This is a genomic window from Pseudomonas sp. LS1212 (assembly GCF_024741815.1).
In the GTDB taxonomy this organism is placed as follows: Bacteria; Pseudomonadota; Gammaproteobacteria; order Pseudomonadales; family Pseudomonadaceae; genus Aquipseudomonas.
The window spans coordinates 861657-887954 of the sequence record NZ_CP102951.1 but is presented as its reverse complement, the minus strand read 5'-3'; the positions used below and the strand labels follow the sequence as shown (position 1 = coordinate 887954).

The 26298-nt window shown below is 60.8% G+C and carries 21 protein-coding genes; 18 read left to right on the top strand and 3 right to left on the bottom strand.

Going from position 1 to position 26298, the window contains the following annotated elements:
* Positions 1-141 precede the first annotated feature (141 nt).
* Both NVV94_RS03970 and NVV94_RS03965 read left to right on the top strand, forming a co-directional pair.
* The gene (locus NVV94_RS03970; RefSeq protein WP_258445947.1) at positions 142-414 is read left to right on the top strand and encodes a TfoX/Sxy family protein; all 273 of its coding nucleotides are present in this window, start codon (positions 142-144) and stop codon (positions 412-414) included.
* Positions 415-696: 282 nt separating this feature from the next.
* Positions 697-1026, top strand: coding sequence for a Rieske 2Fe-2S domain-containing protein (locus tag NVV94_RS03965; RefSeq protein ID WP_258445946.1), 330 nt, complete (start codon positions 697-699; stop codon positions 1024-1026).
* Here NVV94_RS03965 and sfsA read toward each other — a convergent pair.
* Positions 1012-1722: a DNA/RNA nuclease SfsA gene (gene sfsA / locus NVV94_RS03960; protein ID WP_258445945.1), complete on the bottom strand. Its 711-nt coding sequence runs from the start codon at positions 1720-1722 to the stop codon at positions 1012-1014. The genes NVV94_RS03965 and sfsA overlap by 15 nt on opposite strands.
* Positions 1722-2894 carry a pyridoxal phosphate-dependent aminotransferase gene (locus NVV94_RS03955; protein ID WP_258445944.1) on the bottom strand — a complete coding sequence of 391 codons (1173 nt, stop codon included), beginning with the start codon at positions 2892-2894 and terminating at the stop codon, positions 1722-1724. Before NVV94_RS03955 ends, sfsA begins: the two co-directional genes overlap by 1 nt.
* Before the next feature lie 245 nt (positions 2895-3139).
* On the opposite strand from NVV94_RS03955, the gene dksA reads away from it, so the two are divergent.
* The 16 genes from dksA to NVV94_RS03875 all read left to right on the top strand — a co-directional run bounded on the left by dksA (position 3140) and on the right by NVV94_RS03875 (position 24578).
* Complete coding sequence (dksA, locus tag NVV94_RS03950) at positions 3140-3577, top strand: RNA polymerase-binding protein DksA (protein ID WP_258445943.1); 438 nt, start codon at positions 3140-3142, stop codon at positions 3575-3577.
* 76 nt (positions 3578-3653) lie between these two features.
* Positions 3654-4541 (top strand): tRNA glutamyl-Q(34) synthetase GluQRS, encoded by an 888-nt coding sequence (gluQRS, locus tag NVV94_RS03945; RefSeq protein ID WP_258447616.1) that lies wholly within the window; start codon positions 3654-3656, stop codon positions 4539-4541.
* A 159-nt stretch (positions 4542-4700) separates the two neighbouring features.
* Positions 4701-4877 carry a hypothetical protein gene (locus NVV94_RS03940; RefSeq protein ID WP_003250005.1) on the top strand — a complete coding sequence of 59 codons (177 nt, stop codon included), beginning with the start codon at positions 4701-4703 and terminating at the stop codon, positions 4875-4877.
* Complete coding sequence (locus NVV94_RS03935) at positions 4861-7815, top strand: sensor histidine kinase (protein ID WP_258445942.1); 2955 nt, start codon at positions 4861-4863, stop codon at positions 7813-7815. Before NVV94_RS03940 ends, NVV94_RS03935 begins: the two co-directional genes overlap by 17 nt.
* 22 nt (positions 7816-7837) lie before the next feature.
* Positions 7838-9280, top strand: coding sequence for a sigma-54 dependent transcriptional regulator (locus NVV94_RS03930; RefSeq protein WP_258445941.1), 1443 nt, complete (start codon positions 7838-7840; stop codon positions 9278-9280).
* Between the two features lie 718 nt (positions 9281-9998).
* Positions 9999-11396 (top strand): polynucleotide adenylyltransferase PcnB, encoded by a 1398-nt coding sequence (locus tag NVV94_RS03925; protein ID WP_258445940.1) that lies wholly within the window; start codon positions 9999-10001, stop codon positions 11394-11396.
* A 2-nt stretch (positions 11397-11398) separates the two neighbouring features.
* Positions 11399-11875: a 2-amino-4-hydroxy-6-hydroxymethyldihydropteridine diphosphokinase gene (gene folK / locus NVV94_RS03920; RefSeq protein ID WP_258445939.1), complete on the top strand. Its 477-nt coding sequence runs from the start codon at positions 11399-11401 to the stop codon at positions 11873-11875.
* A gap of 253 nt (positions 11876-12128) precedes the next feature.
* On the top strand, positions 12129-12929 hold the full coding sequence (gene panB, locus NVV94_RS03915) for a 3-methyl-2-oxobutanoate hydroxymethyltransferase (protein ID WP_258445938.1): 801 nt from the start codon (positions 12129-12131) through the stop codon (positions 12927-12929).
* A complete protein-coding gene (panC, locus tag NVV94_RS03910; protein WP_258445937.1) occupies positions 12926-13786 on the top strand; it encodes a pantoate--beta-alanine ligase in 861 nt (286 codons plus the stop codon). Before panB ends, panC begins: the two co-directional genes overlap by 4 nt.
* Positions 13787-13890: 104 nt before the next feature.
* The gene (panD, locus tag NVV94_RS03905; protein WP_258445936.1) at positions 13891-14271 is read left to right on the top strand and encodes an aspartate 1-decarboxylase; all 381 of its coding nucleotides are present in this window, start codon (positions 13891-13893) and stop codon (positions 14269-14271) included.
* Positions 14272-14483: 212 nt separating this feature from the next.
* Positions 14484-16148: a glucose-6-phosphate isomerase gene (gene pgi, locus NVV94_RS03900; protein ID WP_258445935.1), complete on the top strand. Its 1665-nt coding sequence runs from the start codon at positions 14484-14486 to the stop codon at positions 16146-16148.
* A gap of 118 nt (positions 16149-16266) precedes the next feature.
* Positions 16267-18204: an acetate--CoA ligase gene (gene acs, locus NVV94_RS03895; protein WP_258445934.1), complete on the top strand. Its 1938-nt coding sequence runs from the start codon at positions 16267-16269 to the stop codon at positions 18202-18204.
* Between the two features lie 46 nt (positions 18205-18250).
* On the top strand, positions 18251-19120 hold the full coding sequence (locus NVV94_RS03890; protein WP_258445933.1) for an oxygenase MpaB family protein: 870 nt from the start codon (positions 18251-18253) through the stop codon (positions 19118-19120).
* 137 nt (positions 19121-19257) lie between these two features.
* Positions 19258-20436 carry an acetyl-CoA C-acetyltransferase gene (locus tag NVV94_RS03885; RefSeq protein WP_258445932.1) on the top strand — a complete coding sequence of 393 codons (1179 nt, stop codon included), beginning with the start codon at positions 19258-19260 and terminating at the stop codon, positions 20434-20436.
* A 76-nt stretch (positions 20437-20512) separates the two neighbouring features.
* Positions 20513-21529: a class I SAM-dependent rRNA methyltransferase gene (locus tag NVV94_RS03880; RefSeq protein WP_258445931.1), complete on the top strand. Its 1017-nt coding sequence runs from the start codon at positions 20513-20515 to the stop codon at positions 21527-21529.
* A 109-nt stretch (positions 21530-21638) separates the two neighbouring features.
* The gene (locus NVV94_RS03875) at positions 21639-24578 is read left to right on the top strand and encodes a DUF748 domain-containing protein (RefSeq protein WP_258445930.1); all 2940 of its coding nucleotides are present in this window, start codon (positions 21639-21641) and stop codon (positions 24576-24578) included.
* A 325-nt stretch (positions 24579-24903) separates the two neighbouring features.
* Here the strand turns inward: NVV94_RS03875 and ltrA are convergent, their stop codons facing one another.
* Positions 24904-26220, bottom strand: coding sequence for a group II intron reverse transcriptase/maturase (gene ltrA, locus NVV94_RS03870; protein ID WP_258444342.1), 1317 nt, complete (start codon positions 26218-26220; stop codon positions 24904-24906).
* Positions 26221-26298: the final 78 nt, after the last annotated feature.

Genomic DNA, 26298 nt, shown 5'->3' with positions numbered 1-26298 from the left:
TCGATTGCCAATCCCCAGCCCATCAAGCCATCGTGCTACCAGATGGCAAAATGCCGCGCATTTTCCAACTCCCGCTACACTCCTTCTGAGAATCGCCCGCAACGAGACCCATGACACGTTCAGCCGTCGCAAGGAGGCTTGATGAACGATGAACTTCAGCACCTGAGAAATCTCGGCAAGACCTCGGCGCAATGGCTACATGCGGTCGGCATCCACAGCGCCTCGGACTTGCGGCGCCTGGGTGCGGTGGACGCCTACCGTGCGGTGAGGACCCGGGGTTTTCGGGCTTCGAAAGTGCTGCTTTATGCGATAGAGGGCGCCTTGCTCGACATGCACTGGAACGACATTCCCGCTGAACGCAAGGAAGACTTGAACAGGCAATTGGAGGCAATCTCGACCCGCCAGAAAATCTGACTGGCGTGCACTGCGAATCAGGAATGAAAAAAAGAATGGAGCAAGCGTTGACAAGCAAATGAGAATTGTTATGATTATCACAACTGGTCGCGAGACTGGTTCGATACTTTGAATGACCTTAGGTCGGACATTCAGATTATCTCCTCATCAGGCTAATCACGGTTATTGACCCGGCACTTTGCCGGGTCTTTTTTTGCCTGCAGCAAAGCCCTGCGCCCAAGGGGCTAGACCCGACACTGCGGGTGGGTCAAGCTTGTCGTTCGTTTCTTCCGGTAATAGAAAATGCATTTCCTCTGTCACTCCGCCGACCTGGGCGAAGCGCAAAGCCGCGGGTTCGACGTTCAAGGCCTGAGTATCCTGGCGGTCCGCCGTGACGGGCAGGTGTTCGTCTACCGCAACCGCTGCCCGCACCGCGGTGTTGCCCTGGAATGGCAGCCCAACCAATTTCTCGATGCCAGCGCCAGCCTCATCCAGTGCGCCACTCATGGCGCGCTGTTTCTGATCGAGACCGGCGAGTGCATTGCCGGCCCCTGCGCCGGCGATGCACTCACTGCGCTTGACTGTCATGAAGACAGCCAGGGTATCTGGCTGAGCGCGTCAGCCGTTGAGTAACACCTGCAGCGGACGATCGATACGAATCTGCTCGCAATCAAGCTGCACACCATAGGCCAAAACCTGCACCCCATCGGCCACCGCCGCCTGCAACGCCCAGGCATAGGCATCGTCGATTTCGGCGGCCGGCCGCACCGCGTCGATACCGCTCAGGTTCACACAATACAGTTGCACCGCGCGAACGCCCTTGCGCGCCAGACTTCCCAGCTCACGCAGGTGCCTGGCGCCGCGCTGGGTGACCGCATCGGGAAACGCGGCCACGGCTGTTCCGTCGAACCCCAGCGTCACGCTCTTGACCTCGACGAACGCCGGACCATCGGGATAGTCCAGGCGAAAGTCCACGCGACTGCCTTCATCGCCGTATGCCACTTCACGCTTGAGCCCGGTAAACCCGGCGAGCTCCGTTATCAGCCCGGCACGCAGGGCTTCTTCAACCAGCGTATTGGCGCGACCGGTGTTCACGCACGCCAGACGCCCCTGCGGGGTTTCACTTATTTCCCAGGTGCCGGGCAGCTTGCGCTTGGGGTCGTTGGAGCGGCTGAACCAGACTTTACCGCCCTCCTGCATGCAGTTGTGCATCGAGCCGGTGTTGGGGCAGTGAATGGTCATCTGCTCACCAGTGGCAAGCTCTATATCGGCCAGGAAGCGCTTGTAGCGGCGCAGCAGCCGCCCTTCTTCGAGAACTGGAAACCGCATCAGCCTTGCCAGCTCCGCAACCCGCGCGCAATCCGCTCCACGGCTTCCTCCAGGCGCGGCAGGCTTTGGGTGTAGGCGAAACGCACATGATGCCCGGCCTGATGCCGACCGAAATCCAGTCCCGGAGTAAAAGCGATGTGCTCGGTTTCAAGGAAGTGTCGGCAGAAAGCAAAGGCATCGCCGCCGAAAGCGCTGATATCGGCATAGAGATAGAACGCCCCTTCTGGCTCGACCGCAATGCCGAAGCCCAACTCGCGCAAGGCCGGTAACAGGAAGTCGCGGCGACGCCCGAATTCAGCGCGACGCTCTTCCAGAATCGCCAGAGTCTCGGGCTCGAAACAGGCCAGGGCGGCGTGCTGGGCCATGCTCGGTGCGCTGATGTAGAGGTTTTGCGCAAGCTTCTCCAGCTCCGGTACCGCTGCCGGCGGGGCCACCAGCCAACCCAGGCGCCAGCCGGTCATGCCGAAGTATTTGGAGAAACTGTTGAGGACAAATGCCTGGTCATCGACTTCCAGCACACTGGCCGCATCCTGGCCGTAGGTCAGGCCGTGATAGATTTCATCGACCACCAGGTGCCCATTGTGCGCCCGGGTCGCTTTCGACAAGCCAGCCAGCTCCTCGCGGCTGAGAAGCGTACCGGTCGGGTTGGCCGGCGAGGCCACCAACGCGCCGACCGTGTCCTGGTCCCAGTAACGCTGGACCAGATCCTCTGTCAGCTGATAGCGCACTTCCGGCCCGACCGGCACCAGCTGCGCCGCCCCTTCGACCAGGCGCAAAAAATGACGGTTGCATGGATAACCCGGATCGGCCAGCAACCAGTGCTTGCCCGGATCGACCAGCAGACTGCTGGCAAGCAGCAAGGCGCCTGAACCGCCCGGGGTGATCAGGATGCGCTCTGGGTCAATATCCACCCCATAGCGCTGGGCGTAGAAGCCAGAGATGGCCTGGCGCAGCGCCGGGATCCCGCGTGCGGCGGTGTAGCGGGTCTGACCGGATGCCAGGGCTGCCTGGCCGGCTGCAATGATCGGTGGCGCAGTGGTGAAGTCCGGCTCGCCAATCTCCAGGTGAATCACATCATGCCCGGCCGCCTGCAGCTCATTGGCGCGCGCCAGCAAGGCCATGACATGAAAGGGTTCGATGGCGCGACTGCGCGCACTGTAGGGCTGAGCCATTAGCCTTCTCTCAATAGGGTGTAAAATAATCATTCTACCGAACAGTTGCCGCGAACGTGTCGCTAAACGATTGCTCTACATACTTCAAGGTTTACCACTATCCTGTCTGCGACAGGCTATACAACCGGGAGTGGCGCGGTCCGATTCGATCTGGTAAGTTCGGCGGCTCGCAGTCGCAGGGCCGACGGGTGTCGGAGATGGAGCATCCTGCGCAATGGATTAGTTGAGTGAGAGGCGGTCAATTCATGTCCACCAAAGCAGCAACCAAGAGCAGTCTCAAACCTTTCGAACCTTACGTCGAAACCAAGGGTGAGGAGTACATGGGCACCCCCATGCGCAAACACTTCACCAATATCCTGCAGCAATGGAAGCAGGAGTTGATGGAAGGCGTCGACAAGACTGTGGACCACATGAAGGACGAGGCGGCCAACTTCCCCGATCCGGCAGACCGTGCCAGCCAGGAAGAGGAGTTCAGCCTCGAACTGCGCGCCCGTGACCGTGAGCGCAAGTTGATCAAGAAGATCGACAAGACGCTGCAGTTGATCGAAGACGAAGAATACGGTTGGTGCGATGCCTGTGGCGTGGAGATTGGTATTCGTCGCCTCGAAGCCCGCCCAACCGCCGACATGTGCGTTGACTGCAAGAACCTGGCAGAAATCAAAGAAAAACAAGTCGGTAAATGACTTGTCGCCAATGGGGCGTTCATGACGCCCCTTTGCGCTTGTGCCCCCTCCGCATTTTTGCTGTAGCCTCGCGTTGATGAAATCCCCCGCCTATATCGGTCGCTTCGCGCCCACCCCCAGTGGTTTCCTGCATTTCGGCTCGCTGGTTGCGGCCCTTGCCTCATATCTCGACGCTCGCTCGGCAGGCGGTCAGTGGTTGTTGCGCATGGAAGACCTCGACCCACCTCGCGAAGCCCCAGGCGCCCAGGCCGCCATCCTGCACACCCTGGAAAACTACGGTTTCGAATGGGATGGCGAGGTCGTTTATCAAAGCCAGCGCCACGCGGCCTATGACGAGGTCATCGATCGCCTGTTCAGCCACGGCCTGGCCTATGCCTGCACCTGCTCGCGCAAGCAACTGGAGCGCCACCACGGGATTTATCCGGGACTGTGCCGCAATGCCGGTCATGCCCGGCAGGATGCGGCAATCCGTTTGCGTGTACCCGAACTCAGCTATCATTTCATTGACCGGGTCCAGGGGCTTTTCGAACAGCACCTGGGACGCAAAGTCGGTGACTTCGTCATTCGCCGCCGCGACGGGCTCTATGCCTACCAACTGGCCGTGGTGCTCGACGATGCCTGGCAGGGGGTAACCGATATCGTACGCGGTGCCGACCTGCTCGACTCCACGCCACGCCAGCTCTATCTGCAGGAACTGCTCGGCCTGCGGCAGCCGCGTTACCTGCATGTACCGCTGATTATCCAGCCCGATGGGCATAAACTCGGCAAGTCCTACCGCTCTGCACCTCTGCAAGGCGATGCAGCCACACCGCTTTTATTGCGCGCCCTGCGTGCCCTCGGGCAAAAGCCCGAGCAGGCGCTTGCCGGCTCCCACCCCCGGGAGGTCCTGGCCTGGGCAACCGGCCATTGGAATGCCGGGGCGATCCCGCGAACGCTGACCCTGGCCGAAGCCGACCTGCACTGAACAAGGCCGCGAGCGAAAACCCAATGAATTCAAATCTTTGAGACAAACGAGCGATGCCCGTTTGCAGCCCGCCCCCCATCCGTTACCATCGCCGCTCCATTCTTGCGCGTTCAACAATAATAAGCTCAAGCACAAAGCGGTTTAACCAACGAGGCCAGCATGTATATCTATCGATTGGTCCTGCTCCTGGTAGTGGGGATATACCTGTTCTCACCCGCCATCATGGACTGGTGGATCGAGCCTACAGGCGCCTGGTATCGCCCTTACCTGCTCTGGCTGATTCTGATCGTCGTGACCTTTATCCTGCAGAGCCAACGTGATGCCGATGAGCTTTAGCCTGACCCAGATGATCCTGATCAGCGCCGCCTACCTGTTGGTGCTGTTCGGCGTGGCCTGGGTCAGCGAACGAGGCATGATCCCCCGAGCGATCATCCGCCATCCGCTGACCTACACCTTGTCGCTCGGTGTCTATGCCAGCGCGTGGGCCTTTTATGGCACGGTAGGCCTGGCCTATCAGTACGGCTACGGCTTCCTCGCCTGCTACCTGGGGGTTTCCGGCGCGTTCCTGCTGGCGCCGGTGCTGCTCTATCCGATCCTGAAAATCACCCGGACCTATCAGCTGTCGTCACTGGCAGACCTGTTCGCCTTTCGCTTTCGCAGTACCTGGGCCGGCGCGCTGACCACGGTCTTCATGCTGATCGGCGTACTGCCGCTGCTGGCCCTGCAGATCCAGGCGGTGGCCGACTCCATCAGCATCCTCACGCGCGAACCGGTACAGCACCGCGTGGCCCTGAGCTTCTGCGCGCTGATCACCCTGTTCACCATTTTCTTCGGTTCGCGCCATATCGCCACCCGTGAAAAACACGAGGGGCTGGTTTTCGCCATCGCCTTCGAGTCGGTGATCAAGCTGTTGGCCTTGGGCGGGATCGGCCTGTATGCGCTCTACGGTGTCTTCGACGGCCCACACCAGCTGGAGCTCTGGCTTCTGCAGAACCAGACCGCACTGGCAGCCCTGCACACGCCACTGCAGGAAGGCCCTTGGCGGACCCTGCTGCTGGTGTTTTTCGCCTCGGCGATCGTGATGCCGCATATGTATCACATGGCTTTCACCGAGAACCTCAACCCACGCTCGCTGGTCAGCGCCAGCTGGGGCCTGCCGCTGTTCCTGCTGCTGATGAGCCTGGCGGTGCCGCTGATTCTCTGGGCGGGCCTGAAGCTGGGCGCCACCACCAGCCCCGAATACTTCACCCTCGGTATCGGCATCGCCGCCAACAGCAAATCACTGGCATTGCTGGCCTATATCGGCGGGCTGTCCGCTTCCAGCGGGCTGATCATCGTGACGACCCTGGCGCTGTCCGGCATGGCGCTCAACCACCTGGTACTGCCCCTTTACCAGCCTCCGGCCGAAGGCAACATCTACCGTTGGCTGAAGTGGACCCGTCGCGCCCTGATCGTCGCCATCATCATGGCCGGCTATGGGTTCTACCTGCTGCTCGGTGCCGAACAGGACCTGGCCAACCTGGGCATTGTCGCCTTCGTCGCAACCCTGCAGTTTCTGCCCGGGGTGCTCTCGGTACTGTATTGGCCGACTGCTAACCGCCGCGGCTTCATCGCAGGCTTGCTGGCCGGGATCATCGTCTGGATGGTGACCATGCTGTTGCCCCTGGTGGGCAACCTGCAGGGTTTCTACATTCCGCTGCTGAACATGATCTACGTGCTCGACGACACCAGCTGGCACATGGCGGCCATCGCTTCGCTGGCCGTCAACGTACTGATGTTCACTCTGATCTCCTTGTTCAGCAATGCCAGCGCCGAAGAAGTGAGCGCCGCCGAAGCCTGCGCCGTCGACAACGTACGCCGGCCGCAACGGCGCGAACTGCATGCCGCCTCGCCCCAGGAATTCGCGACGCAGCTGGCCAAGCCGCTGGGCGCCAAGGCTGCGCAGAAAGAAGTCGAGCAAGCGTTGCGCGACCTCTACCTGCCCTTCGATGAGCGCCGCCCCTATGCCTTGCGCCGCCTGCGCGATCGCATCGAGGCGAACCTGTCCGGTCTGATGGGCCCCAGCGTTGCCCAGGACATGGTCGAAACCTTTTTGCCGTACAAATCCGGCAGCGACAACTATGTCACCGAAGACATCCATTTCATTGAAAGTCGCCTTGAAGATTACCATTCGCGCCTGACCGGCCTTGCCGCCGAGCTCGACGCCTTGCGTCGCTACCACCGCCAGACCCTGCAGGAACTGCCGATGGGCGTCTGCTCCCTGGCCAAGGATCAGGAGATCCTGATGTGGAACAAGGCCATGGAAGAGTTGACCGGAATAGCCGCGCAGCGCGTCGTAGGTTCACGCCTGATGTCCATCGGCGAACCATGGCGCGGCCTGTTGCTGGGTTTCATCAATGTGCCGGACGAGCATTTGCACAAGCAGCGCCTGGGCCTGGACGGGCAAAACCGCTGGCTGAACCTGCACAAGGCTGCCATCGATGAGCCATTGGCACCGGGTAACAGTGGCCTGGTGGTGCTGGTGGAAGACCTGACCGAAACCCAGGCACTGGAAGACAAGCTGGTTCACTCTGAACGACTGGCCAGTATCGGGCGCCTGGCTGCCGGGGTCGCCCATGAGATCGGCAACCCGATCACCGGGATCGCCTGCCTGGCGCAGAACCTGCGCGAGGAACGCGAAGAAGACAGCGAAATCACCGAGCTCAGCAGTCAGATACTCGAACAGACCAAGCGCGTCTCGCGTATCGTCCAGTCGCTGATGAGCTTTGCCCATGCCGGCAGCCACCAGCAGACCGACGAACCGGTCTGCCTGGCGGAAGTGGCGCAGGATGCCATTGGCCTGCTGGCGCTTAATCGGCGCAATTTCGAAGTACAGTTTTACAATCTGTGCGATCCGGCCCACTGGGTCGAGGGCGACCCGCAACGCCTGGCCCAAGTGCTGATCAACCTGCTGTCCAACGCCCGCGATGCATCACCGGCCGGAAGCGCGGTTCGGGTCAAGAGCGAAGCGAGCGAGCACACCGTCGACCTGATCGTCGAAGACGAAGGCAGCGGGATTCCCAAGAACATCATGGACAGGCTATTCGAGCCATTCTTCACGACCAAGGATCCGGGCGAAGGGACTGGACTGGGGCTCGCTCTGGTCTATTCCATCGTTGAAGAGCATTATGGACAAATCACCATCGACAGCCCGGCCGATATCGAAAGCCAGCGCGGCACCCGGATAAGGGTCACCTTACCTCGCCATGTCGTAGCGACGTCCGCTGTGAACTGAGACCGTCGAGAGAATTGAATCAATGCCGCATATTCTGATCGTCGAAGACGAAACCATTATTCGCTCAGCCCTGCGTCGCTTGCTCGAACGCAATCAGTACCAGGTCAGCGAAGCGGGCTCGGTACAGGAAGCCCAGGAACGCTTCACCATCCCGACGTTCGACCTGATCGTAAGCGACCTGCGCCTGCCCGGCGCCCCGGGTACCGAACTGATCAAACTGGGCCAGGGCACACCCGTGCTGATCATGACCAGCTACGCCAGTCTGCGTTCGGCAGTCGACTCGATGAAAATGGGCGCGGTGGACTACATCGCCAAGCCTTTCGATCACGACGAAATGCTCCAGGCCGTGGCCCGGATCCTGCGCGACCGCCAGTCCGCTCCGGCGCCCGCTGCCGAGCGTGGTAACGGCAAGGGCAATGGCGCCAGCGAAAAAGCCGGGGCCGACAGTGCCAATGGCGAAATCGGCATCATCGGCACCTGCCCGCCCATGCAGGACCTCTACAGCAAGATTCGCAAGGTCGCGCCCACCGATTCCAATGTGTTGATCCAGGGCGAATCGGGCACCGGCAAGGAGCTGGTAGCGCGTGCGCTGCACAACCTGTCCAGGCGCGCCAAGGCACCGATGATTTCGGTGAACTGCGCAGCCATTCCGGAAACATTGATCGAATCCGAACTGTTCGGCCACGAAAAAGGCGCCTTCACCGGTGCCAGTGCCGGTCGTGCCGGCCTGGTCGAAGCGGCGGACGGCGGCACCTTGTTCCTTGACGAGATCGGTGAATTGCCGCTCGAGGCCCAGGCACGCCTGCTGCGGGTGCTGCAGGAAGGTGAAATCCGCCGGGTCGGCTCGGTACAGTCGCAAAAGGTCGATGTCCGCCTGATTGCAGCCACCCACCGCGATCTCAAGAGCCTGGCCAAGATCGGTCAGTTCCGTGAGGACTTGTACTATCGCCTGCATGTCATCGCCTTGAAATTGCCTGCCCTGCGCGAGCGTGGCACCGATGTCAACGAAATCGCCAATGCCTTCCTCGCCAGGCAAAGTGCTCGAATCGGCAGGAACGACCTGAGGTTCGCCAGCGATGCCGAACAGGCCATTCGTCATTATTCCTGGCCGGGCAACGTGCGCGAACTGGAAAACGCCGTCGAGCGCGCGGTCATTTTGTGCGAAAGCCCGGAAATTTCCGCGGAACTGCTGGGCATCGACATCGAGCTGGGTGATCTGGAAGACGACGATGATGCTTTTGCTGGCCTGCCTTCGCAGCAGAGCGGCACCAGCAACACCAGCCATGAGCCGACCGAAGACCTGTCACTGGAAGACTACTTCCAGCACTTTGTCCTCGAGCATCAGGACCACATGACCGAAACCGAGCTCGCGCGCAAACTCGGCGTGAGCCGAAAATGCCTGTGGGAGCGACGTCAACGCCTGGGAATCCCGCGCCGAAAGACCGGAGCCACCAGCGAAGGCTGAGCCGTTGTAGGGGCAACCGTTACACTGGGGCGTGTGGGTAACGCGCTCTGATGGCCACAAACTGTTACCCAGTCCAAATCACGTAACAAAACCCGGGGCTTACGGTAACGAAGCCCCGGTTTTTTTTGGCCTGAATTTTCTGTCGATTCCTCGCAACCCCTTGTTTTCAAAGGGTCGAGAAAAGTTGGCACAGGTCCTGCTATATGTTTGGTACAAGAACAATAACAAGCAATGCTAAGACAATAAAAATAAGACGAATCGACTCACGCACAATAAAAACAACACGGCGGAGGCGCAGCTAACTGATTCTTTTGGCGACGAGTTGTACTTGGGGCTTGCCCCACGACCAGGCAGAGAACAACAAAAAACTGCACTCAAGCAGGGCCTGAACTGGTTGGATCGAAAGATCATCGCAACGTCAGCGATCAAAGCAATCCGTTTGCTCTTGGCTCCCGACTGGGAGGTCGTCACAAGCGAAAAGCTTTGTGGCAGGGCATTCAACAAAAACAAAAAGCCCACGAAAAATAAAAATAGAGCACGCAACTACTTCTGGGGGAGCTTCGGCTCCCCTTGTAGTTTCCAAAAAAGAGCTCTGGCCCCCTCTGCAATGCCCTTCGCCGCTGCGTCCTACACCATTCCCCTACTAAATGCTAGAATCCCCGCCCATCATGCGGTCATTCTTCGATTTGGCCGAACATTCCTTCAAACAGTGCATCCCATGCTGAAGAAGCTGTTCCAGTCTTTACGTCCTCCCGTGCGTCGTGTGCAACACCTGCGCACCACGCCAGAAGTGCTCAATAGCGGTCAACACTCGCTGCAACGTGGCCAATTCAGTCGCCATGCGGTGGGCATCGTCGAACGCCTGCAAAATGCCGGCTATCAAGCCTATCTGGTAGGCGGTTGCGTACGCGACATGTTGCTGGGCATCACGCCCAAGGACTTCGACGTCGCCACCAGCGCCACCCCTGAACAAGTGCGCGCAGAATTTCGCAACGCCCGGGTCATTGGCCGACGCTTCAAGCTCGTTCACGTACATTTCGGCCGTGAAATCATCGAAGTCGCCACGTTTCGCGCCAACCACCCGATCGACGAAGAGGAAAACAGCAACAAGTCCTCCCGCAACGAAAGCGGACGGATCCTGCGCGACAACGTGTATGGCACCCTGGAAGAAGACGCCCAACGGCGCGACTTCACGATCAACGCGCTGTACTACGACCCGGTCAGCGAGCGCATTCTCGATTACGCCAATGGCGTGCACGACATTCGCAACCGCCTGATCCGCCTGATCGGCGACCCACAGCAGCGCTACCAGGAAGACCCCGTGCGGATGCTGCGCGCCGTACGCTTCGCGGCCAAACTCGATTTCGGCATCGAAAAGCATTCGGCCCTGCCAATCAAGCCAATGGCACAACTGCTGCGCGAGATCCCATCGGCGCGGCTGTTCGAAGAGACCTTGAAGCTGTTCCTGTCGGGCTACGCCGCCGATACCTTCGAGATGCTGGTCGACCTGGAGCTGTTCGAGCCGCTGTTCCCGGCGAGCGCCGAAGCACTGGAAGAGCACCCGACTTATACCCATACCTTGATCAGTGAAGCACTGATCAACACTGACCTGCGTATCAAGCAAGGCAAACCGGTGACGCCGGCGTTCCTGTTTGCCGCCCTGCTCTGGCCTGCGCTGCCCGCCCGGGTCCTGCGCCTGCAGAGCCGCGGCATGCCGCCCATTCCAGCCATGCAGGAAGCGGCGCACGAACTGATCAGCGAACAATGCCAGCGGATCGCGATCCCCAAACGTTTCACGATGCCCATCCGCGAGATCTGGGACATGCAGGAACGCCTGCCGCGTCGCAGCGGCAAGCGTGCCGACCAGTTGCTAGACAACCCACGCTTTCGCGCCGGTTACGATTTCCTCCTGCTGCGCGAGAGCGCAGGTGAGGAAACCGATGGCCTGGGTGAGTGGTGGACCGATTACCAGGACAGCAATGAAAGCGAACGTCGCGACATGATTCGCGACCTGGGCGGCAAGGACGACAGCGGTGCAGCACCGCGCAAGCGCCGTCGCAGTGCTACCAAGCGCAAGCGCGGTGCCGGCGACGCCTCGAGCGCAGCAGGCGAATAAACATGGAGCGCGTATACATCGGGCTGGGCAGCAACCTGGCTGCCCCAGAGGAACAGCTGCGCAGCGCCTTGCAATCGCTTGAGCAACTGCCCGGAACGACCCTGGTCGGCGTTTCTTCGTTCTACACCAGTGATTCTCTGCTGCCCGGCCAACCACGCTACACCAACGCCGTGGCGGCACTGGACACCGGCCTTGCACCGCTGAGCCTGCTCGATGCACTGCAAGCGATCGAGACCGGCCAGGGCCGTGAGCGCAAGGAACGCTGGGGGCCTCGCACGCTGGACTTGGACATTCTGCTGTTCGGTGAGCGCCTGATCGACGAACCGCGCCTGAAAGTCCCGCATTATCATATGCAGGCTCGCCCCTTCGTGCTTTACCCGCTGGCCGAACTGGTTCCGGCAGGCTTGCAACTGGCCGATGGCCGTCTACTCAGCACCTTGCTGGCCGATTGCCCCTTCGAAGGGCTGGAGCGCTTGTAGCCCTTCTCACGCCCCCTCGGTAACGCCCGTAACACTGCATCAGTAACATTGCAGTAACACGGGTAATTGACTTAACGCCCCCTCCTCACGACTATAGGCGTCCCGTTGCTCTGAACCGACGCAAAACGGCGCGAACACCTTTGGAACAGGTCGCTTTTAAAACAGCACGATAGATGCTGACCTGTTCCAGGCAATCGAATCACGCACGTTGACCGCAGTAGTTTTCACAGCGCCAGACTGAGGACACCTTTTCATGCCAGACATTACCCTGACCACCCTGCAGAGCCTCAAGCTCAAGGGTGAGAAAATAACCATGCTGACCTGCTATGACGCGACCTTCGCGCAGGCTGCCAGCCAGGCCGGTGTTGAAGTCCTGCTCGTGGGCGACTCCCTGGGCATGGTCCTGCAGGGGCATGACAGCACGCTGCCGGTTACCACCGCTGAGATGGCCTACCACGTGGCCAGCGTCAAGCGCGGCAACCAGGGGGCGCTGATCCTGGTCGACCTGCCATTCATGGCCTATGCCACCACCGAACAAGCGTTCACCAACAGCGCCATGCTCATGCAGGCCGGCGCTCATATGGTCAAGCTCGAAGGTGCCGCCTGGCTGGCCGAGACCGTTCGTCTGCTCGCCGAACGCGGTATCCCGGTCTGCGCCCACATGGGGTTGACTCCACAAGCGGTCAATATCCTCGGCGGCTACAAGGTCCAGGGCCGCCAGGAGAACCAGGCCCGGCAGATGCGTGCCGACGCCATCGCCCTGGAACAGGCCGGGGCTGCGATGCTGTTGCTCGAGTGCGTACCGAGCGAGCTGGCGGCCGAGATCACCCAGGCCGTGAAAATTCCAGTCATCGGCATCGGCGCCGGCAGTGCCGCGGACGGTCAGGTCCTGGTATTGCACGACATGCTCGGGCTGTCGCTGAGCGGGCGAGTACCGAAGTTCGTGAAGAACTTCATGGCCGGTCAGGCCGATATCCAGGGCGCATTGAGCGCCTATGTGAATGAAGTCAAGGCAGTAACCTTCCCCGGCATCGAACATGGATTCAGCGCATGAACACTGTCAAAACCGTCCGTGAACTGCGCGCCGCGGTCGCCCGCGCCCGCAGCGAAGGCAAGCGCATCGGTTTCGTTCCGACCATGGGCAACCTGCACAGCGGCCATGCGGCGCTGGTCGCCAAGGCAGCCCAACGGGTCGACTTCGTTGTGGCGAGCATTTTCGTCAATCCGCTGCAATTCGGCCCGTCCGAAGACCTCGACAAATACCCGCGCACCCTCGCCGCCGACCAGGAAAAACTCCTGGTGGCCGGCTGCCATCTGCTGTTCGCCCCCTCGGTCGAGGAAATGTACCCCGACGGCATGGCCATACAGACCCGTGTCAGCGTTCCCCAGCTGTCCGAAGGCCTCTGCGGAGCGAGTCGCCCCGGGCACTTCGAAGGCGTCGCGACCGTGGTCAGCAAACTGTTCAACATGGTCCAGCCGGACCTGGCGGTCTTCGGCCAGAAAGATTTCCAGCAACTGGCAGTGATCCGCTCGCTGGTGCGCGACCTGAACATGCCCATTCAAATCATCGGCGAGCCGACCGTGCGCGCCGACGATGGCCTGGCACTGTCTTCGCGCAATGGCTATCTCACTGAAGAACAACGCGCCATTGCACCGGCGCTGTACCGCACCCTGAGCGAGATGGCCAAGACGATTCGCAATGGTGGCCGCGACTACGCCCAAGTGGTGCAGACCGGCCTTGAGCAGATCAGCGCCGCCGGGTTTCGCCCCGACTACCTGGAAATCCGTAACGCTCTCAACTTGCGTCCGGCAACCGCCGAGGACCGCGATCTGGTGATTCTGGTGGCGGCCTATCTGGGTGCCACCCGGTTGATCGACAACCTGCACCTGAATCTCGACAAAAACGCTTGAAGCCCTTGTTGCCCGGGCTTTTAGCTTCGGGCACACTGCCGTCGCCCGCGGGGTTCAGGAACGTTCCGAGCCCCTGAGTGAAGACCTGTCAGAGGAAGCACCCCATGCACGCCATCATGCTCAAGGCCAAGTTGCACCGCGCAGAAGTCACCCACGCCGTACTCGACTACGAAGGCTCTTGCGCCATCGATGGGACGTGGCTGGACCTGGCAGGCATTCATGAGTACGAACAGATCCAGATCTACAACGTCGACAACGGCGAACGCTTCACCACGTATGCGATTCGCGGTGAAGAAGGCTCGCGCATGATTTCCGTCAATGGCGCGGCGGCCCACAAGGCCAAGGTCGGTGATAGGGTCATCATTTGTGCCTATGCTCATTTCAGCGAAGCGGAGCTGCTCAACTTCAAGCCGAGCATGCTGTACATGGCGCCTGGCAATGAGTTGAGCCACACCAGCAACGCGATTCCCGTCCAGGTCGCCTGATTGACGGACAAGCCCGTCCATGGCGTGCGAACAAGCATCGAGTAATGTTAAAAACAGGCACAGACACGCAAGCCAAGGACGTTTACTGTAGGTAGACCCTGCCTGGATTTTGCGTCGGCTGTGCCGCTTGACTCCATCTCGTCGCTTTTACGCAACCTGGCCGGGCTTTTTAGTGTCCAAAGGCAGTTCATGGAATAAGGAAACCTGCAGCGATGGCGTATTACCGCACTCCTCACGACGTTACCGCTCTGCCCGCCTGGCAGGCGCTGAAGCAACACCGCGAAAGCATGCAAGGCTTCAGCATGCGCAATGCATTCAATGCCGACCCGCAGCGCTTCACCCAGTTCTCCCTGAGTAGTTGCGGGCTGTTTCTCGACTACTCGAAAAACCTGATCTCCCATCAGACCCGTGACCTGTTGGTCAAGCTGGCAGGTGAGGTCGGCTTGCAGGATGCCATCAAGTCGTTGTTCGCCGGCGAGCTTCTCAACAGCTCCGAAGGTCGCCCGGCGCTGCACACTGCCCTGCGCCGACCCGTCGGCGACAAGTTGAACGTCAATGGCGTCAATGTGATGCCTGAAGTGCACAAGGTGCTGAACCAGATCACCGAGCTGGTTGGGCGCATCCATGATGGTCTGTGGCGCGGTTACACCGAAAAGCCCATCACCGACGTGGTCAACATCGGTATCGGTGGGTCGTTCCTGGGCCCGGAACTGGTCTCCGAAGCATTGCTGCCCTATGCCCAGAAAGGCGTGCGTTGCCATTACCTGGCCAATATCGATGGCAGCGAGTTCCATGAGCTGTCGGCCAAGCTGCGCGCCGAGACGACCCTGTTCATTGTTTCGTCCAAATCCTTCAGCACCCTCGAAACCCTGAAAAACGCCCAGGCTGCCCGCGCCTGGTACCTGGCACAGGGTGGCTCGGAAGCCGAGCTGTATCGCCACTTCATCGCCGTTTCGAGCAACAACGCAGCCGCCGTGGCGTTCGGCATCCGCGAAGAGAACATCTTCCCGATGTGGGACTGGGTCGGCGGTCGCTACTCGTTGTGGTCGGCCATCGGTCTGCCAATCGCCCTGGCCATTGGCATGGCCAACTTCAAGGAACTGCTGTCCGGTGCCTACACCATGGACCAGCATTTCCAGAATGCGCCTTTCGAACAGAACATGCCGGTGCTGCTGGCCCTGCTGGGCGTCTGGTACGGCAACTTCTGGGGCGCGCAAAGCCACGCGATCCTGCCGTACGACCACTACCTGCGCAACATCACCAAGCACCTGCAGCAACTGGACATGGAGTCCAATGGCAAGAGCGTGCGCCAGGACGGAACGCCGGTAAACCATGACACCGGTCCGGTCATTTGGGGTGGCGTCGGTTGCAACGGCCAGCACGCTTATCACCAGTTGCTGCACCAGGGCACACAACTGATCCCGGCGGACTTCATCGTCCCGGTCGTGAGTTTCAACCCGGTTGCCGACCATCATCAATGGCTGTACGCCAACTGCCTGTCCCAGAGCCAGGCGCTGATGCTCGGCAAGACACGCGAAGAAGCCGAGGCCGAACTGCGCGACAAGGGCATGGCCGCCGCCGATATCCAGAAGCTGGCGCCGCACAAGGTGATTCCGGGCAACCGTCCGAGCAATACCCTGGTGGTCGAGCGTATCAGCCCACGACGTCTTGGTGCGTTGGTTGCGATGTACGAGCACAAGGTCTTCGTGCAAAGCGTCGTCTGGGGCATCAACGCCTTCGACCAGTGGGGCGTGGAGCTGGGCAAGGAGTTGGGCAAGGGTGTCTACCAGCGCCTGACAGGCAGCATCGAAGAGCCTGCAGAGGACGCTTCGACCCAGGGCCTGATCAATTACTTCCGCGGCCGTCATCGCGGTTGATCACCTCATATGTCCCCTCTCCTCGAGGGGACGTTCCGGGGTCGCGTTCCCCCTCTTGAACCGTGCGAGTTCAAAGCGCACCCTTAGGCTTGTTGCACAACAAGAATAAGGACCCGCCATGTTCGATATCAGCGCTTATCCACAAGCCGATGCCGTCAGTAAAGCGGCGCAACTGAGCCAGGACGACTATCAACGGCTTTACCGGCAATCAATAGAACAACCCGATCAGTTCTGGGCTGAACAGGCCAATGCCCTGCTCGACTGGAGCAAGCCCTGGGACAGCGTCCAGCAGTGGGACATGACGACTGGCCAGGCCACCTGGTTCAAGGGCGGCAAGCTCAACGTCAGTTACAACTGCATCGACCGCCACCTGGAAAAGCGCGGTGATCAGATCGCCCTGCTGTGGGAAGGCGACAATCCCGCCGACACTGGCGCAATCAACTACAAAACCCTGCATCGCAACGTTTGCCGCCTGGCCAACGTGCTGAAAAGTCGCGGGGTCAAGAAAGGCGACCGGGTCTGTATCTACATGCCAATGGTGCCGGAAGCGGCCTACGCGATGCTGGCCTGCACCCGTATCGGCGCGATTCATTCGGTGGTGTTCGGTGGCTTCTCCCCGGACGCGCTGCGCGATCGCATTCTCGACGCCGATTGCCGCACGGTCATTACCGCAGACGAGGGCGTGCGCGGCGGTAAATATGTACCTCTCAAGAACAACGTCGACAAAGCCTTGCTCAGTTGCCCCGACGTCAGCACGGTCGTGGTGGTCGAACGAACCCAAAACGCTGTCCAATGGGTCGAGGGGCGTGATCTCTGGTATCACCAGGCAGTGGAACGGGCCAGCAGCGATTGCCCGCCAGAGCCGATGGACGCCGAAGACCCGCTGTTCATCCTCTACACCTCAGGCAGCACCGGCAAACCCAAGGGCGTGCTGCACACTACCGGCGGCTATCTGTTGCAGGCCGCGCTGACCTTCAAACATGTCTTCGACTACCGTGATGGCGAAGTCTTCTGGTGCACCGCCGACGTCGGCTGGGTCACCGGCCACAGCTACATCGTTTATGGGCCGCTGGCCAATGGCGCTACCAGCCTGATCTTCGAAGGCGTGCCGAGCTACCCCGACACTTCGCGTTTCTGGCAGGTCGTCGATAAACACCAGGTCAATATTTTCTACACCGCGCCCACCGCCTTGCGCGCGCTGATGCGAGAAGGCCCGGGGCCACTGGAAAAGACCTCTCGCGACAGCCTGCGCCTGCTCGGCAGTGTCGGCGAGCCCATCAACCCGGAAGCCTGGGAATGGTATTTCAACGAGGTCGGCAAACAACGCTGCCCGATTGTCGATACCTGGTGGCAGACCGAAACCGGCGGCATCATGCTCAGCCCGCTGGTGGGAACCCGCCGGATCAAGCCCGGCTGCGCGACCCAGCCACTGTTCGGTGTACAACCGGTGCTGCTCGATGAACAAGGCAAGCCGATCGAAGGGGTCGGCAGCGGCATCCTCGCGATCAAGGCCAGCTGGCCAGGGCAGATCCGCAGCGTCTATGGCGACCATCAACGGATGATCGACACCTACTTCAAACCCTTTCCCGGCTATTACTTCACCGGCGACGGCGCCCGCCGCGACGAAGACGGCGATATCTGGATCACCGGCCGTATCGACGATGTGATCAATGTTTCCGGCCACCGAATCGGCACCGCCGAAGTGGAAAGCGCGCTGGTCCTGCACGACAGCATCGCCGAAGCCGCCGTGGTCGGTTACCCTCACGACCTCAAGGGCCAGGGCATCTATGCCTTCGTTACGCCCATGAACGGCGTGACCCCGGACGAAACGCTGCACAAGGAACTGCTGACGCTGGTCAGCAAGGAAATCGGCAGTTTTGCCAAACCGGAACTCATACAGTGGGCGCCTGCCTTGCCCAAGACCCGCTCAGGGAAAATCATGCGCCGTATTCTGCGCAAGATTGCCTGCAACGAACTGGACAGCCTGGGTGATACTTCGACCCTGGCCGACCCGAGCGTGGTCCAGGGCCTGATCGACAAGCGCCTGAACCATTGACCCGCCTGGCGCCGCTGCACAGCGCCAGGCACCTGCTCAAGCAATCATGGAACTCATTCGTCGGCGTATTGAAAAACAGGTTTTGAGCCTGACCGGCCTGTCACTGGGCCAGCTGGATCTGGAAAACCCCAAGGGCGATCCCGGCCTGTTCGGGCCTGACTCCGTCTGCTGGCGGGTGCACAGCGACTTTACCAGCATGCTCATTGGCGGCATCAGCGCATTGCTGCTGCAGGTCATGCACCCACTGGCGCTGGCCGGGGTCTGGGATCATTCGAACTTTCGCCAGGACATGCTCGGTCGCTTGCGCAGAACCGGGCAGTTCATCTCCGGCACCACCTTTGGCTCGACCCAGGACGCCAACTGGCTGATCGACAAGGTCCGCAGCATCCACCTGCAGGTAGTGGGCAACGCCGAAGACGGTCGCCCCTATGCCGCCAGCGATCCAGACCTGCTGACCTGGGTGCATGTGGCCGAGGTCAGCAGCTTTCTTGCCGCGCACCTGCGCTACCGCAACCCACGGTTGTCACTCGCCGACCAGGATGCCTATTACGCCGAGATCGCGTTGGTGGCCGAGCGCCTCGGCGCGCACAACGTGCCTCGCTCGCGCCAGGCCATCGCCGACTATTTGCAGCGCATGCGGCCGCAACTGGTCTGTGACCACCGCAGCCGTGAGGTCGTTCGGGTACTGCTCGCCGCACCGGCACCCAGCCGGCTGACCAAGCCGTTTGGCGCCTTGATGCTGCAAGCCGGTATCGATCTGTTGCCCACCTGGGCCAGCGGCCAGCTAGAGCTGTCGCAAAGCCCGCTACGGCGCGGCCTGATCCGCCTGGGCGTTGCCAACACCGCGCCCATCCTGCGTTGGGCGGTGCGTGACGGCTCGGTACATCGGGCACGTCGACGCATGGGTATAACCTGATACATCGGCAATAAACCGTGACTGATCGGTCCGTAATGGATCCGGCCCCCGCTCTATGCCAACATGCGTTTCTATCAGCCATTCGGGAGCGCCTGCCGTTGCCGGGGCAATATCCAGTAAGAGTGAGGACCCGCGCCATGCAAGATGTCGTAATCGTTGCCGCCACCCGTACCGCTGTCGGCAGTTTCCAGGGATCGCTGGCGACCGTTCCCGCGGTCGACCTGGGTGCGGCGGTGATTCGCCAACTCCTGGTCCAGACCGGCCTGGATGGCGCGCAGGTCGATGAAGTCATCCTCGGCCAGGTCCTGACCGCCGGCGCCGGGCAAAACCCTGCCCGTCAGGCGGCGATCAAGGCCGGCCTGCCTCACGCCGTCCCCGCGCTGACCCTGAACAAGGTTTGCGGCTCGGGCCTGAAGGCCTTGCACCTGGGTACCCAGGCCATTCGTTGTGGCGATGCCGATGTGATCATCGCCGGCGGCCAGGAAAACATGAGCCTGGCCAACTACGTCATGCCGGGGGCCCGTACCGGTCTGCGCATGGGCCACAGCACGATCATCGACACCATGATCAGTGACGGCCTGTGGGATGCCTTCAACGACTACCACATGGGCATCACTGCCGAAAACCTGGTAGAAAAATACGGCATCAGCCGCGAAGACCAGGACGCATTTGCCGCCGCCTCCCAACAAAAGGCCGTCGCCGCCATCGAGTCCGGGCGATTCGCCGATGAAATCACCCCGATCCTGATTCCGCAGCGCAAAGGCGATCCTGTGGCATTCGTCAACGACGAACACCCCCGCGCCGGCACCACCGCCGAATCGCTGGGCAAGCTCAAGCCTGCCTTCAAGAGAGACGGTAGCGTGACCGCTGGCAACGCTTCGTCCCTCAACGACGGCGCAGCTGCCGTGCTGCTGATGAGCGCCGCCAAGGCCGATCAGCTCGGCCTGCCGGTACTCGCACGCATCAAAGCCTACGCCAATGCCGGGGTCGATCCGGCCATCATGGGCATCGGCCCGGTCAGCGCCACCCGCCGCTGCCTGGAGAAAGCCGGCTGGACCCTGGACCAACTGGACCTGATCGAGGCCAACGAAGCGTTCGCCGCACAGGCGCTCTCGGTCGGCAAGGAGCTGGGCTGGGATGCCAGCAAGGTCAACGTCAACGGTGGCGCCATCGCCATCGGCCATCCGATCGGCGCATCGGGCTGCCGCGTGCTGGTGACCCTGCTGCACGAGATGATCAAGCGTGACGCCAAGAAGGGCCTTGCGACCCTTTGCATCGGTGGCGGCCAAGGCGTGGCACTGGCGATCGAGCGCTAGTCTGCGTAAAAAGTCGGGGCTCCACGGAGCCCCTTCGTGGCTGTTAAACTGCACGTCCCTAGCCAAGGCCACGTGCATGTCCCTCTTGAATCAGGCGCTGCGCGCCGCCCTCGATGCCCGCAAAGACCTCCTCGCCGAACTGCACCAGCAGGGCACCAACTGTTACCGCCTGTTCCATGGCAGCCAGGAAGGCGCTGGCGGCCTGACCGTGGACCGCTATGGCCCGCAACTACTGGTCCAGAGTTTTCACCAGACGCTGGAGCTTGATGCCCTGCTCGCCGTGCACGAAACCGTCAACCGTGAGCTGGGCTTGGAAACGCTGCTGGTCTACAACGACCGCTCGCAGGGCAATTCACGCATCGATCGCCAGGACCCCGTATACCGCGCCAACGAAGCTGCGCTGGCCGACCTGACCGCACAGGAATGGGGCCTGAACTATCGGGTCCGCGCACGTCACGCAGGTCAGGACCCCTTGCTGTTTCTCGACCTGCGCAATGCCCGCGGCTGGGTGAAAGCGCACAGCGCCGGCAAAACGGTCCTGAACCTTTTCGCCTATACCTGCGGGGTTGGCCTGAGTGCCGCAGCCGGTGGCGCCAGAGAGGTCTGCAATCTGGATTTTGCTGAAGGCAACCTCGCCGTTGGCCGCGAGAACGGCGCCCTCAACCCGCACCTCCCCGAAATGCAGTTCGTGCAATCGGACTATTTCCCGGCGATTCGGCAGTTGGCGGGCCTGCCGATCACCCAGCGTCGCGGCCAGAAACTGCCCAGTTACCCGCGCCTGCAGCAGCGCCAATACGACCTGGTGTTTCTAGACCCACCGGCCTGGGCCAAAAGCGCATTCGGCACGGTCGACCTGTTGCGCGACTACCAGAGCCTGCTCAAGCCGGCCCTGCTCAGTACCGCAGACGACGGCGTGCTGATCTGCTGCAACAACCTGGCAAAGGTCAGCCTGGACGATTGGCGTGAGCAGGTACTGCGCTGTGCGGAAAAGGCCGGCCGCCCGGTTCGCGAGTGGCAAGTCATGCCCCCGGCAAGCGACTTTCCCTCCCGCGATCAGCAGCCACCTCTGAAGACGCTCATCTTGCAGCTATAAATCCTACAGACAGATCGGCGTTTTATTTCGAGTAAAGAGGTGTTTTCTTCGGAACTGGTTTCGCGTGCCATACTCCAACCACCTCCGATCGAGACAGATGACGCCTCACATGCCCAAAGGATTGAAACGCGCCATTGGCGCCTTGTTGACCGTCCTCGCCCTTTATAGCCTGCTCGGCTTTCTGATACTGCCTGGCGTTGCCTTGCGCATCGCCAATCAGCAATTGGCGAATTACTCCACTGTTCCTGCACAGCTGGACCGCCTGGAGCTCAACCCCTTCAGCCTCGAGCTCACCCTGTGGGGTTTGCATATCGGCGAGCCTGGCCAGGAGCAGGTCGGCTTCGAGCGCCTTTACACCGACCTGCAAATCGACAGCCTGTGGACCGGCGCCCTGCATATGGCCGGGTTGGCGCTGGACAAACCACGTACCGAATTGCTGTTCAGCAAGGATGGCAGCCTCAATCTTGCGCAGCTGTTCAAACTGCCGCCCAGCGAACCGAAACCGGACGAACCCGCCAGCGACCCGTTCCCGCTGCGTATCGACAGCATCAAGCTCACCGATGGTTACCTGCACTTCAAGGATATGCGCCCCAGCGAGCCGATCGAGTTTCTCTACGACTCGATGAATCTGGAACTGAACAATCTCAGCACGCTGCCCGACGATAATGCCGAGATGACCCTGGTCGCGATCGGCCCTGCCGGAGGCCGGATCGACTGGACCGGTCGCGTCAGCCTGGTGCCGATCGTCGCAGAGGGCACGCTGAAGATCACCGACGGCAAGATGAAATCGTTCTGGCCCTATGTGCGCGATGCAGTGCCGCTGGTTCTGGAAGACGGTGTAGTCAGCCTGAGCACCGACTACAAGCTTAACTTGGCCAAGGAAACCCAGCTGCTGCTGGAAAATACCTCGGTAAATGTCGCCCCTTTCGCAATCAAGACCCCGGATGGGCGCCCATTGGTGCGCATGGAACGGCTGGATATCAGCGAAACCTCGGTAGACCTCGCCAAGCAGCTGGTCACCGTGGGCAAGATCCGCAGCCAGAAACTCGAGACCTGGGCTGCCCGCGAGGCCGATGGCCAACTCGACTGGCAAAAGCTGTTCGCCAGCCAGCCGGCCAAAAAACCCGAGCCCGAAGAGAAAACCGCACCCGCCACGGCTGACCCCAAGGCCCCGGAGAAACCGGTGCCGAGCGCACCGAACAAACCCTGGCAAGTGCTGCTGCGCGACGTACAACTGCGCAACTATCAGGTTCACCTGGCCGATCGGGTACCGAAAGAACCGGTTGCCCTCGAGCTCGGCCCGTTGAATGTCGACCTGCAGAATTTCGACAGCCTCAACCAGTCCCCCTTCACGCTCAAGGTCGATACCGGCCTGGGCAAACAGGGCAAGCTCACAGCAAACGGCGAGCTGAACCTGGCGCCCGTCAGTGCCAGGCTGAACGTCACCACGCAGGATATCGACCTGCGGGTGGCGCAGGCGTACATCAGCCCCTTCATTCGCCTAGAGCTGCGCAGCGGCATGCTCGGCAGTGAGCTAGCGGTCGATCTCAAGAGCACTGATCCCCTGGCCTTCAGTGTTGCCGGCAAGGCCCGGGTCAATCAGTTGCATACCCTCGATACGCTCAAGAGCCGTGACTTCGTCAAGTGGGAGCAGCTGGATCTGGAGGGTCTCGAGTATCGCCATGGCGATGCGCTGTCGATTGCCAAAGTGAACCTCAAGCAACCCTATGCGCGCTTCATGATCAACGAAGACCGCACCACCAATATCGACGACCTGCTGATCCCGCAGCCCGCCGACACCGCCGCCAAGGGGCCGGCCAAGCCTGCCTCGCGCAACGACAAGCCGTTGGGCATTCATATCGGCGGGATCGTCATCAATGATGGCTCGGCCAACTTCGCCGACTTCAGCCTGACTCCCGATTTCGCCACCGCCATTCAGCAGCTCAACGGGCAGATCGGCACGATCGACAGTCGCCAGCAGAAGCCGGCCAGGATCGATATCAAGGGCAAGGTCGACCGCTATGCGCCGGTGACCATCAAAGGCAGCCTCAACCCCTTCGACCCGCTGGCCAGCCTGGATATCGCCACCAGTTTCAAACGCGTCGAGCTGACCAACCTTACCCCTTACTCGGGCAAGTTCGCCGGCTTTCGCATCCGCAAGGGCAGGCTCAATCTCGACCTGCACTACGTGATTACCAAGGGCCGTTTGCAAGCTGAAAACAAAGTCGTGGTAGAACAGCTGCAACTGGGTGAAAAAGTCGACAGCCCGGACGCCGTGGACTTGCCGATTCGACTGGCCGTGGCCCTGCTCAAGGACACTCAAGGCAGGATATCCATTGAATTGCCCGTCTCGGGCGACCTCAACGACCCACAGTTCAGTGTCATGCCGATCGTCTGGCAAACCCTGCGCAACCTGGTGCTGCGAGCCGCCCAGGCGCCCTTCAAGTTCATTGGCGGGCTGGTCAGCGGGGGCGGCGCCGAAGACTTGAGCACGGTGTCTTTCGCCGCTGGCTCAAGCGAGCTGAGTGGCGACGCCCAGGGTGCCCTGAACAAGCTGGCCGCCGCACTCAAGGAACGCCCTGCCCTGCGCCTGGAAATCGAAGGCACCAGCGCCCAGAGCAGCGACGGCCCGTTGATTGCCGAGCAGCGGCTTGAACGTGAATACCAGAGCACTTACTACAAGATCCTGCAGCGGCGCGGCGAAAAGGTTCCGGCCCAGGCCACCCAGCTTCAGGTGCCCGAAGACGAGAAAAACCCCATGCTGGAAGGCATCTACCGGGCCCGCCTGAAACAGCAGCCACCGGGCGAATGGGAGCAGCTGGACCGCACCGAACGGACCGCGAAGTTGCGCGAAGGGGTGCTCAAGTCCTGGGCCGAAAGCGCCCTGCTCCTGCGCCAGTTGGGCCAGGCGCGGGCCAGCAGCATCAAGGATTACCTGGTGGACAAGGGCCAGCTGGCTGACGACCGGGTGTACTTCATCGATGCGGCGCTGGGTGAGGCCCAAAGCGATGGGCGCGTGGTGACGCCGCTGCATCTGGATGCCGAGTGAGTTCCGGCTCCCACATCAAGAGAAGCCCCGGCACCAAGTGCCGGGGCTTTGAGTACCAAGTCCTTATGGCCTTCGCATGAACCTCGGCCTGGCGACGATCGTTGCCAGCGGGTTTCGAAAAAAGGGGGTTAGTCTGCTTTCAGGCCATCAGCCGATACGGCTTTGACCCCTTTGATATTCTTAATTGCGCGTGCAAGTTGCATGTCCGCAAACCAATTCGCGCGGCCTTTGTGCCAGATCGGCATAGGGGACGGCCTTCACAGGCCGCTCCCCTGCCACACCACCCGGCATGCGGGTCCGCACCGGGCGGTTCGAGAGATTGAGGTTATGAGAGGCGCACTAATCCCAGCCTGTCGAACCACGCAATATTAAGCACGCGATTCAGCTCCAAACGACTGTTACGCCACCAGCGACAGGTGTTTCCAGCCACTTTTTGCGCCACTTGCCGGGTCGCGCCAAGCGCTCGCAGCTCCCGATAGGTCGTCGTTCCCCGCTTCCACTGCTTGAGCTGGATCGCTCGCAGCCGGTGTCGTATCCATTCGTCCAGCTCACGCCAGACGGCTGGGGTTTGCGACAAGCCGAAGTAAGTTTTCCACCCCAGAATGTAAGGTCGCAGATCATCGACGATCTGTTGCAGGCTACGACCGCATGAGCGCCGGGTGTACCAGCGTATCCGCTGCTTGAACTGCTTCTGCGCTTTGTAGGATGAAGCACGTTTGACTTCGCCTCGGGCTATCCACAACTCATAGCCTAGAAACTTGCGACCAAACGCACTCGTCACTGCACTTTTGCTCTCGTTGACACTCAAGTGCAGCTTTTCATACAGACGCCTCAGCAAAGCCATTACCCGGTGCCCCGCCTTCTGACTGCGAACATAGACATTCGCATCGTCGGCATAGCGCACGAAGCAATGACCTCGGCGTTCAAGCTCCCGATCCACTTCATCCAGCAGCACATTCGCCAGCAACGGCGACAGCGGGCCGCCTTGCGGCGCCCCGCAAAGACTGTTTTCGAGCACGCCATTAATCAGCGTTCCCGCACCCAGATACGCCCGAATCAGCCGGATAACCGCCCGATCCGAAATCCGTTTACGTAGACGATCCATCAGAATGTCGTGATCGACCCGGTCGAAGAATTTCTCCAGATCCACATCCACCACCACTTTTCGACCCGAGGACACGTAGCACTGAGCCGCCAAGACGGCCCCCTGTGCACAACGCCCCGGACGGAAGCCGTAGCTGTGCTCACTGAAAGTGGGATCGAGTAGCGGCTGCAAAATTTGCAGCAACGCTTGTTGGATCAGACGGTCGGTGACCGTCGGAATACCCAGCTCGCGCTGACCGCCGTCGGGCTTGGGGATGGCCACACGTCGTACCGGACTAGGCCGATAGACACCGGACACAAGCTGTTCACGAATCACAACCCATTGGCTCAGCAGATGTTCGGCCGTCTGATCTATATCCAGACCGTCGACCCCTGCTGCACCTTTATTGGCCTTGACCCGTTTCCACGCCCGTTTCAGGTTTTCTCTCGCAAAGGCGCGTTCCAGCAGCCCTTGCCCTGCGTAGTCGGATTCATCTTGCGGGCAATTGACCTCGTCGCTGACGGGACTTCTCACGACTTCACCGCTCGTTATCTCCATCCGCCCCGCGTTTGGCAGGCATCTGACTTCCGGTCTTTCGCATCAACATGACCTATAACGCTTTCTCTCGTTCAGCCC

What these genes read in the sequence shown, in the direction of transcription:
- NVV94_RS03970 (WP_258445947.1), top strand. Translation starts at nt 142, where the DNA reads ATGAACGATGAACTTCAGCACCTGAGAAATCTCGGCAAGACCTCGGCG.
- NVV94_RS03965 (WP_258445946.1), top strand. Translation starts at nt 697, where the DNA reads ATGCATTTCCTCTGTCACTCCGCCGACCTGGGCGAAGCGCAAAGCCGC.
- sfsA (WP_258445945.1), bottom strand. Translation starts at nt 1,722, where the DNA reads ATGCGGTTTCCAGTTCTCGAAGAAGGGCGGCTGCTGCGCCGCTACAAG.
- NVV94_RS03955 (WP_258445944.1), bottom strand. Translation starts at nt 2,894, where the DNA reads ATGGCTCAGCCCTACAGTGCGCGCAGTCGCGCCATCGAACCCTTTCAT.
- dksA (WP_258445943.1), top strand. Translation starts at nt 3,140, where the DNA reads ATGTCCACCAAAGCAGCAACCAAGAGCAGTCTCAAACCTTTCGAACCT.
- gluQRS (WP_258447616.1), top strand. Translation starts at nt 3,654, where the DNA reads ATGAAATCCCCCGCCTATATCGGTCGCTTCGCGCCCACCCCCAGTGGT.
- NVV94_RS03940 (WP_003250005.1), top strand. Translation starts at nt 4,701, where the DNA reads ATGTATATCTATCGATTGGTCCTGCTCCTGGTAGTGGGGATATACCTG.
- NVV94_RS03935 (WP_258445942.1), top strand. Translation starts at nt 4,861, where the DNA reads ATGCCGATGAGCTTTAGCCTGACCCAGATGATCCTGATCAGCGCCGCC.
- NVV94_RS03930 (WP_258445941.1), top strand. Translation starts at nt 7,838, where the DNA reads ATGCCGCATATTCTGATCGTCGAAGACGAAACCATTATTCGCTCAGCC.
- NVV94_RS03925 (WP_258445940.1), top strand. Translation starts at nt 9,999, where the DNA reads ATGCTGAAGAAGCTGTTCCAGTCTTTACGTCCTCCCGTGCGTCGTGTG.
- folK (WP_258445939.1), top strand. Translation starts at nt 11,399, where the DNA reads ATGGAGCGCGTATACATCGGGCTGGGCAGCAACCTGGCTGCCCCAGAG.
- panB (WP_258445938.1), top strand. Translation starts at nt 12,129, where the DNA reads ATGCCAGACATTACCCTGACCACCCTGCAGAGCCTCAAGCTCAAGGGT.
- panC (WP_258445937.1), top strand. Translation starts at nt 12,926, where the DNA reads ATGAACACTGTCAAAACCGTCCGTGAACTGCGCGCCGCGGTCGCCCGC.
- panD (WP_258445936.1), top strand. Translation starts at nt 13,891, where the DNA reads ATGCACGCCATCATGCTCAAGGCCAAGTTGCACCGCGCAGAAGTCACC.
- pgi (WP_258445935.1), top strand. Translation starts at nt 14,484, where the DNA reads ATGGCGTATTACCGCACTCCTCACGACGTTACCGCTCTGCCCGCCTGG.
- acs (WP_258445934.1), top strand. Translation starts at nt 16,267, where the DNA reads ATGTTCGATATCAGCGCTTATCCACAAGCCGATGCCGTCAGTAAAGCG.
- NVV94_RS03890 (WP_258445933.1), top strand. Translation starts at nt 18,251, where the DNA reads ATGGAACTCATTCGTCGGCGTATTGAAAAACAGGTTTTGAGCCTGACC.
- NVV94_RS03885 (WP_258445932.1), top strand. Translation starts at nt 19,258, where the DNA reads ATGCAAGATGTCGTAATCGTTGCCGCCACCCGTACCGCTGTCGGCAGT.
- NVV94_RS03880 (WP_258445931.1), top strand. Translation starts at nt 20,513, where the DNA reads ATGTCCCTCTTGAATCAGGCGCTGCGCGCCGCCCTCGATGCCCGCAAA.
- NVV94_RS03875 (WP_258445930.1), top strand. Translation starts at nt 21,639, where the DNA reads ATGCCCAAAGGATTGAAACGCGCCATTGGCGCCTTGTTGACCGTCCTC.
- ltrA (WP_258444342.1), bottom strand. Translation starts at nt 26,220, where the DNA reads ATGGAGATAACGAGCGGTGAAGTCGTGAGAAGTCCCGTCAGCGACGAG.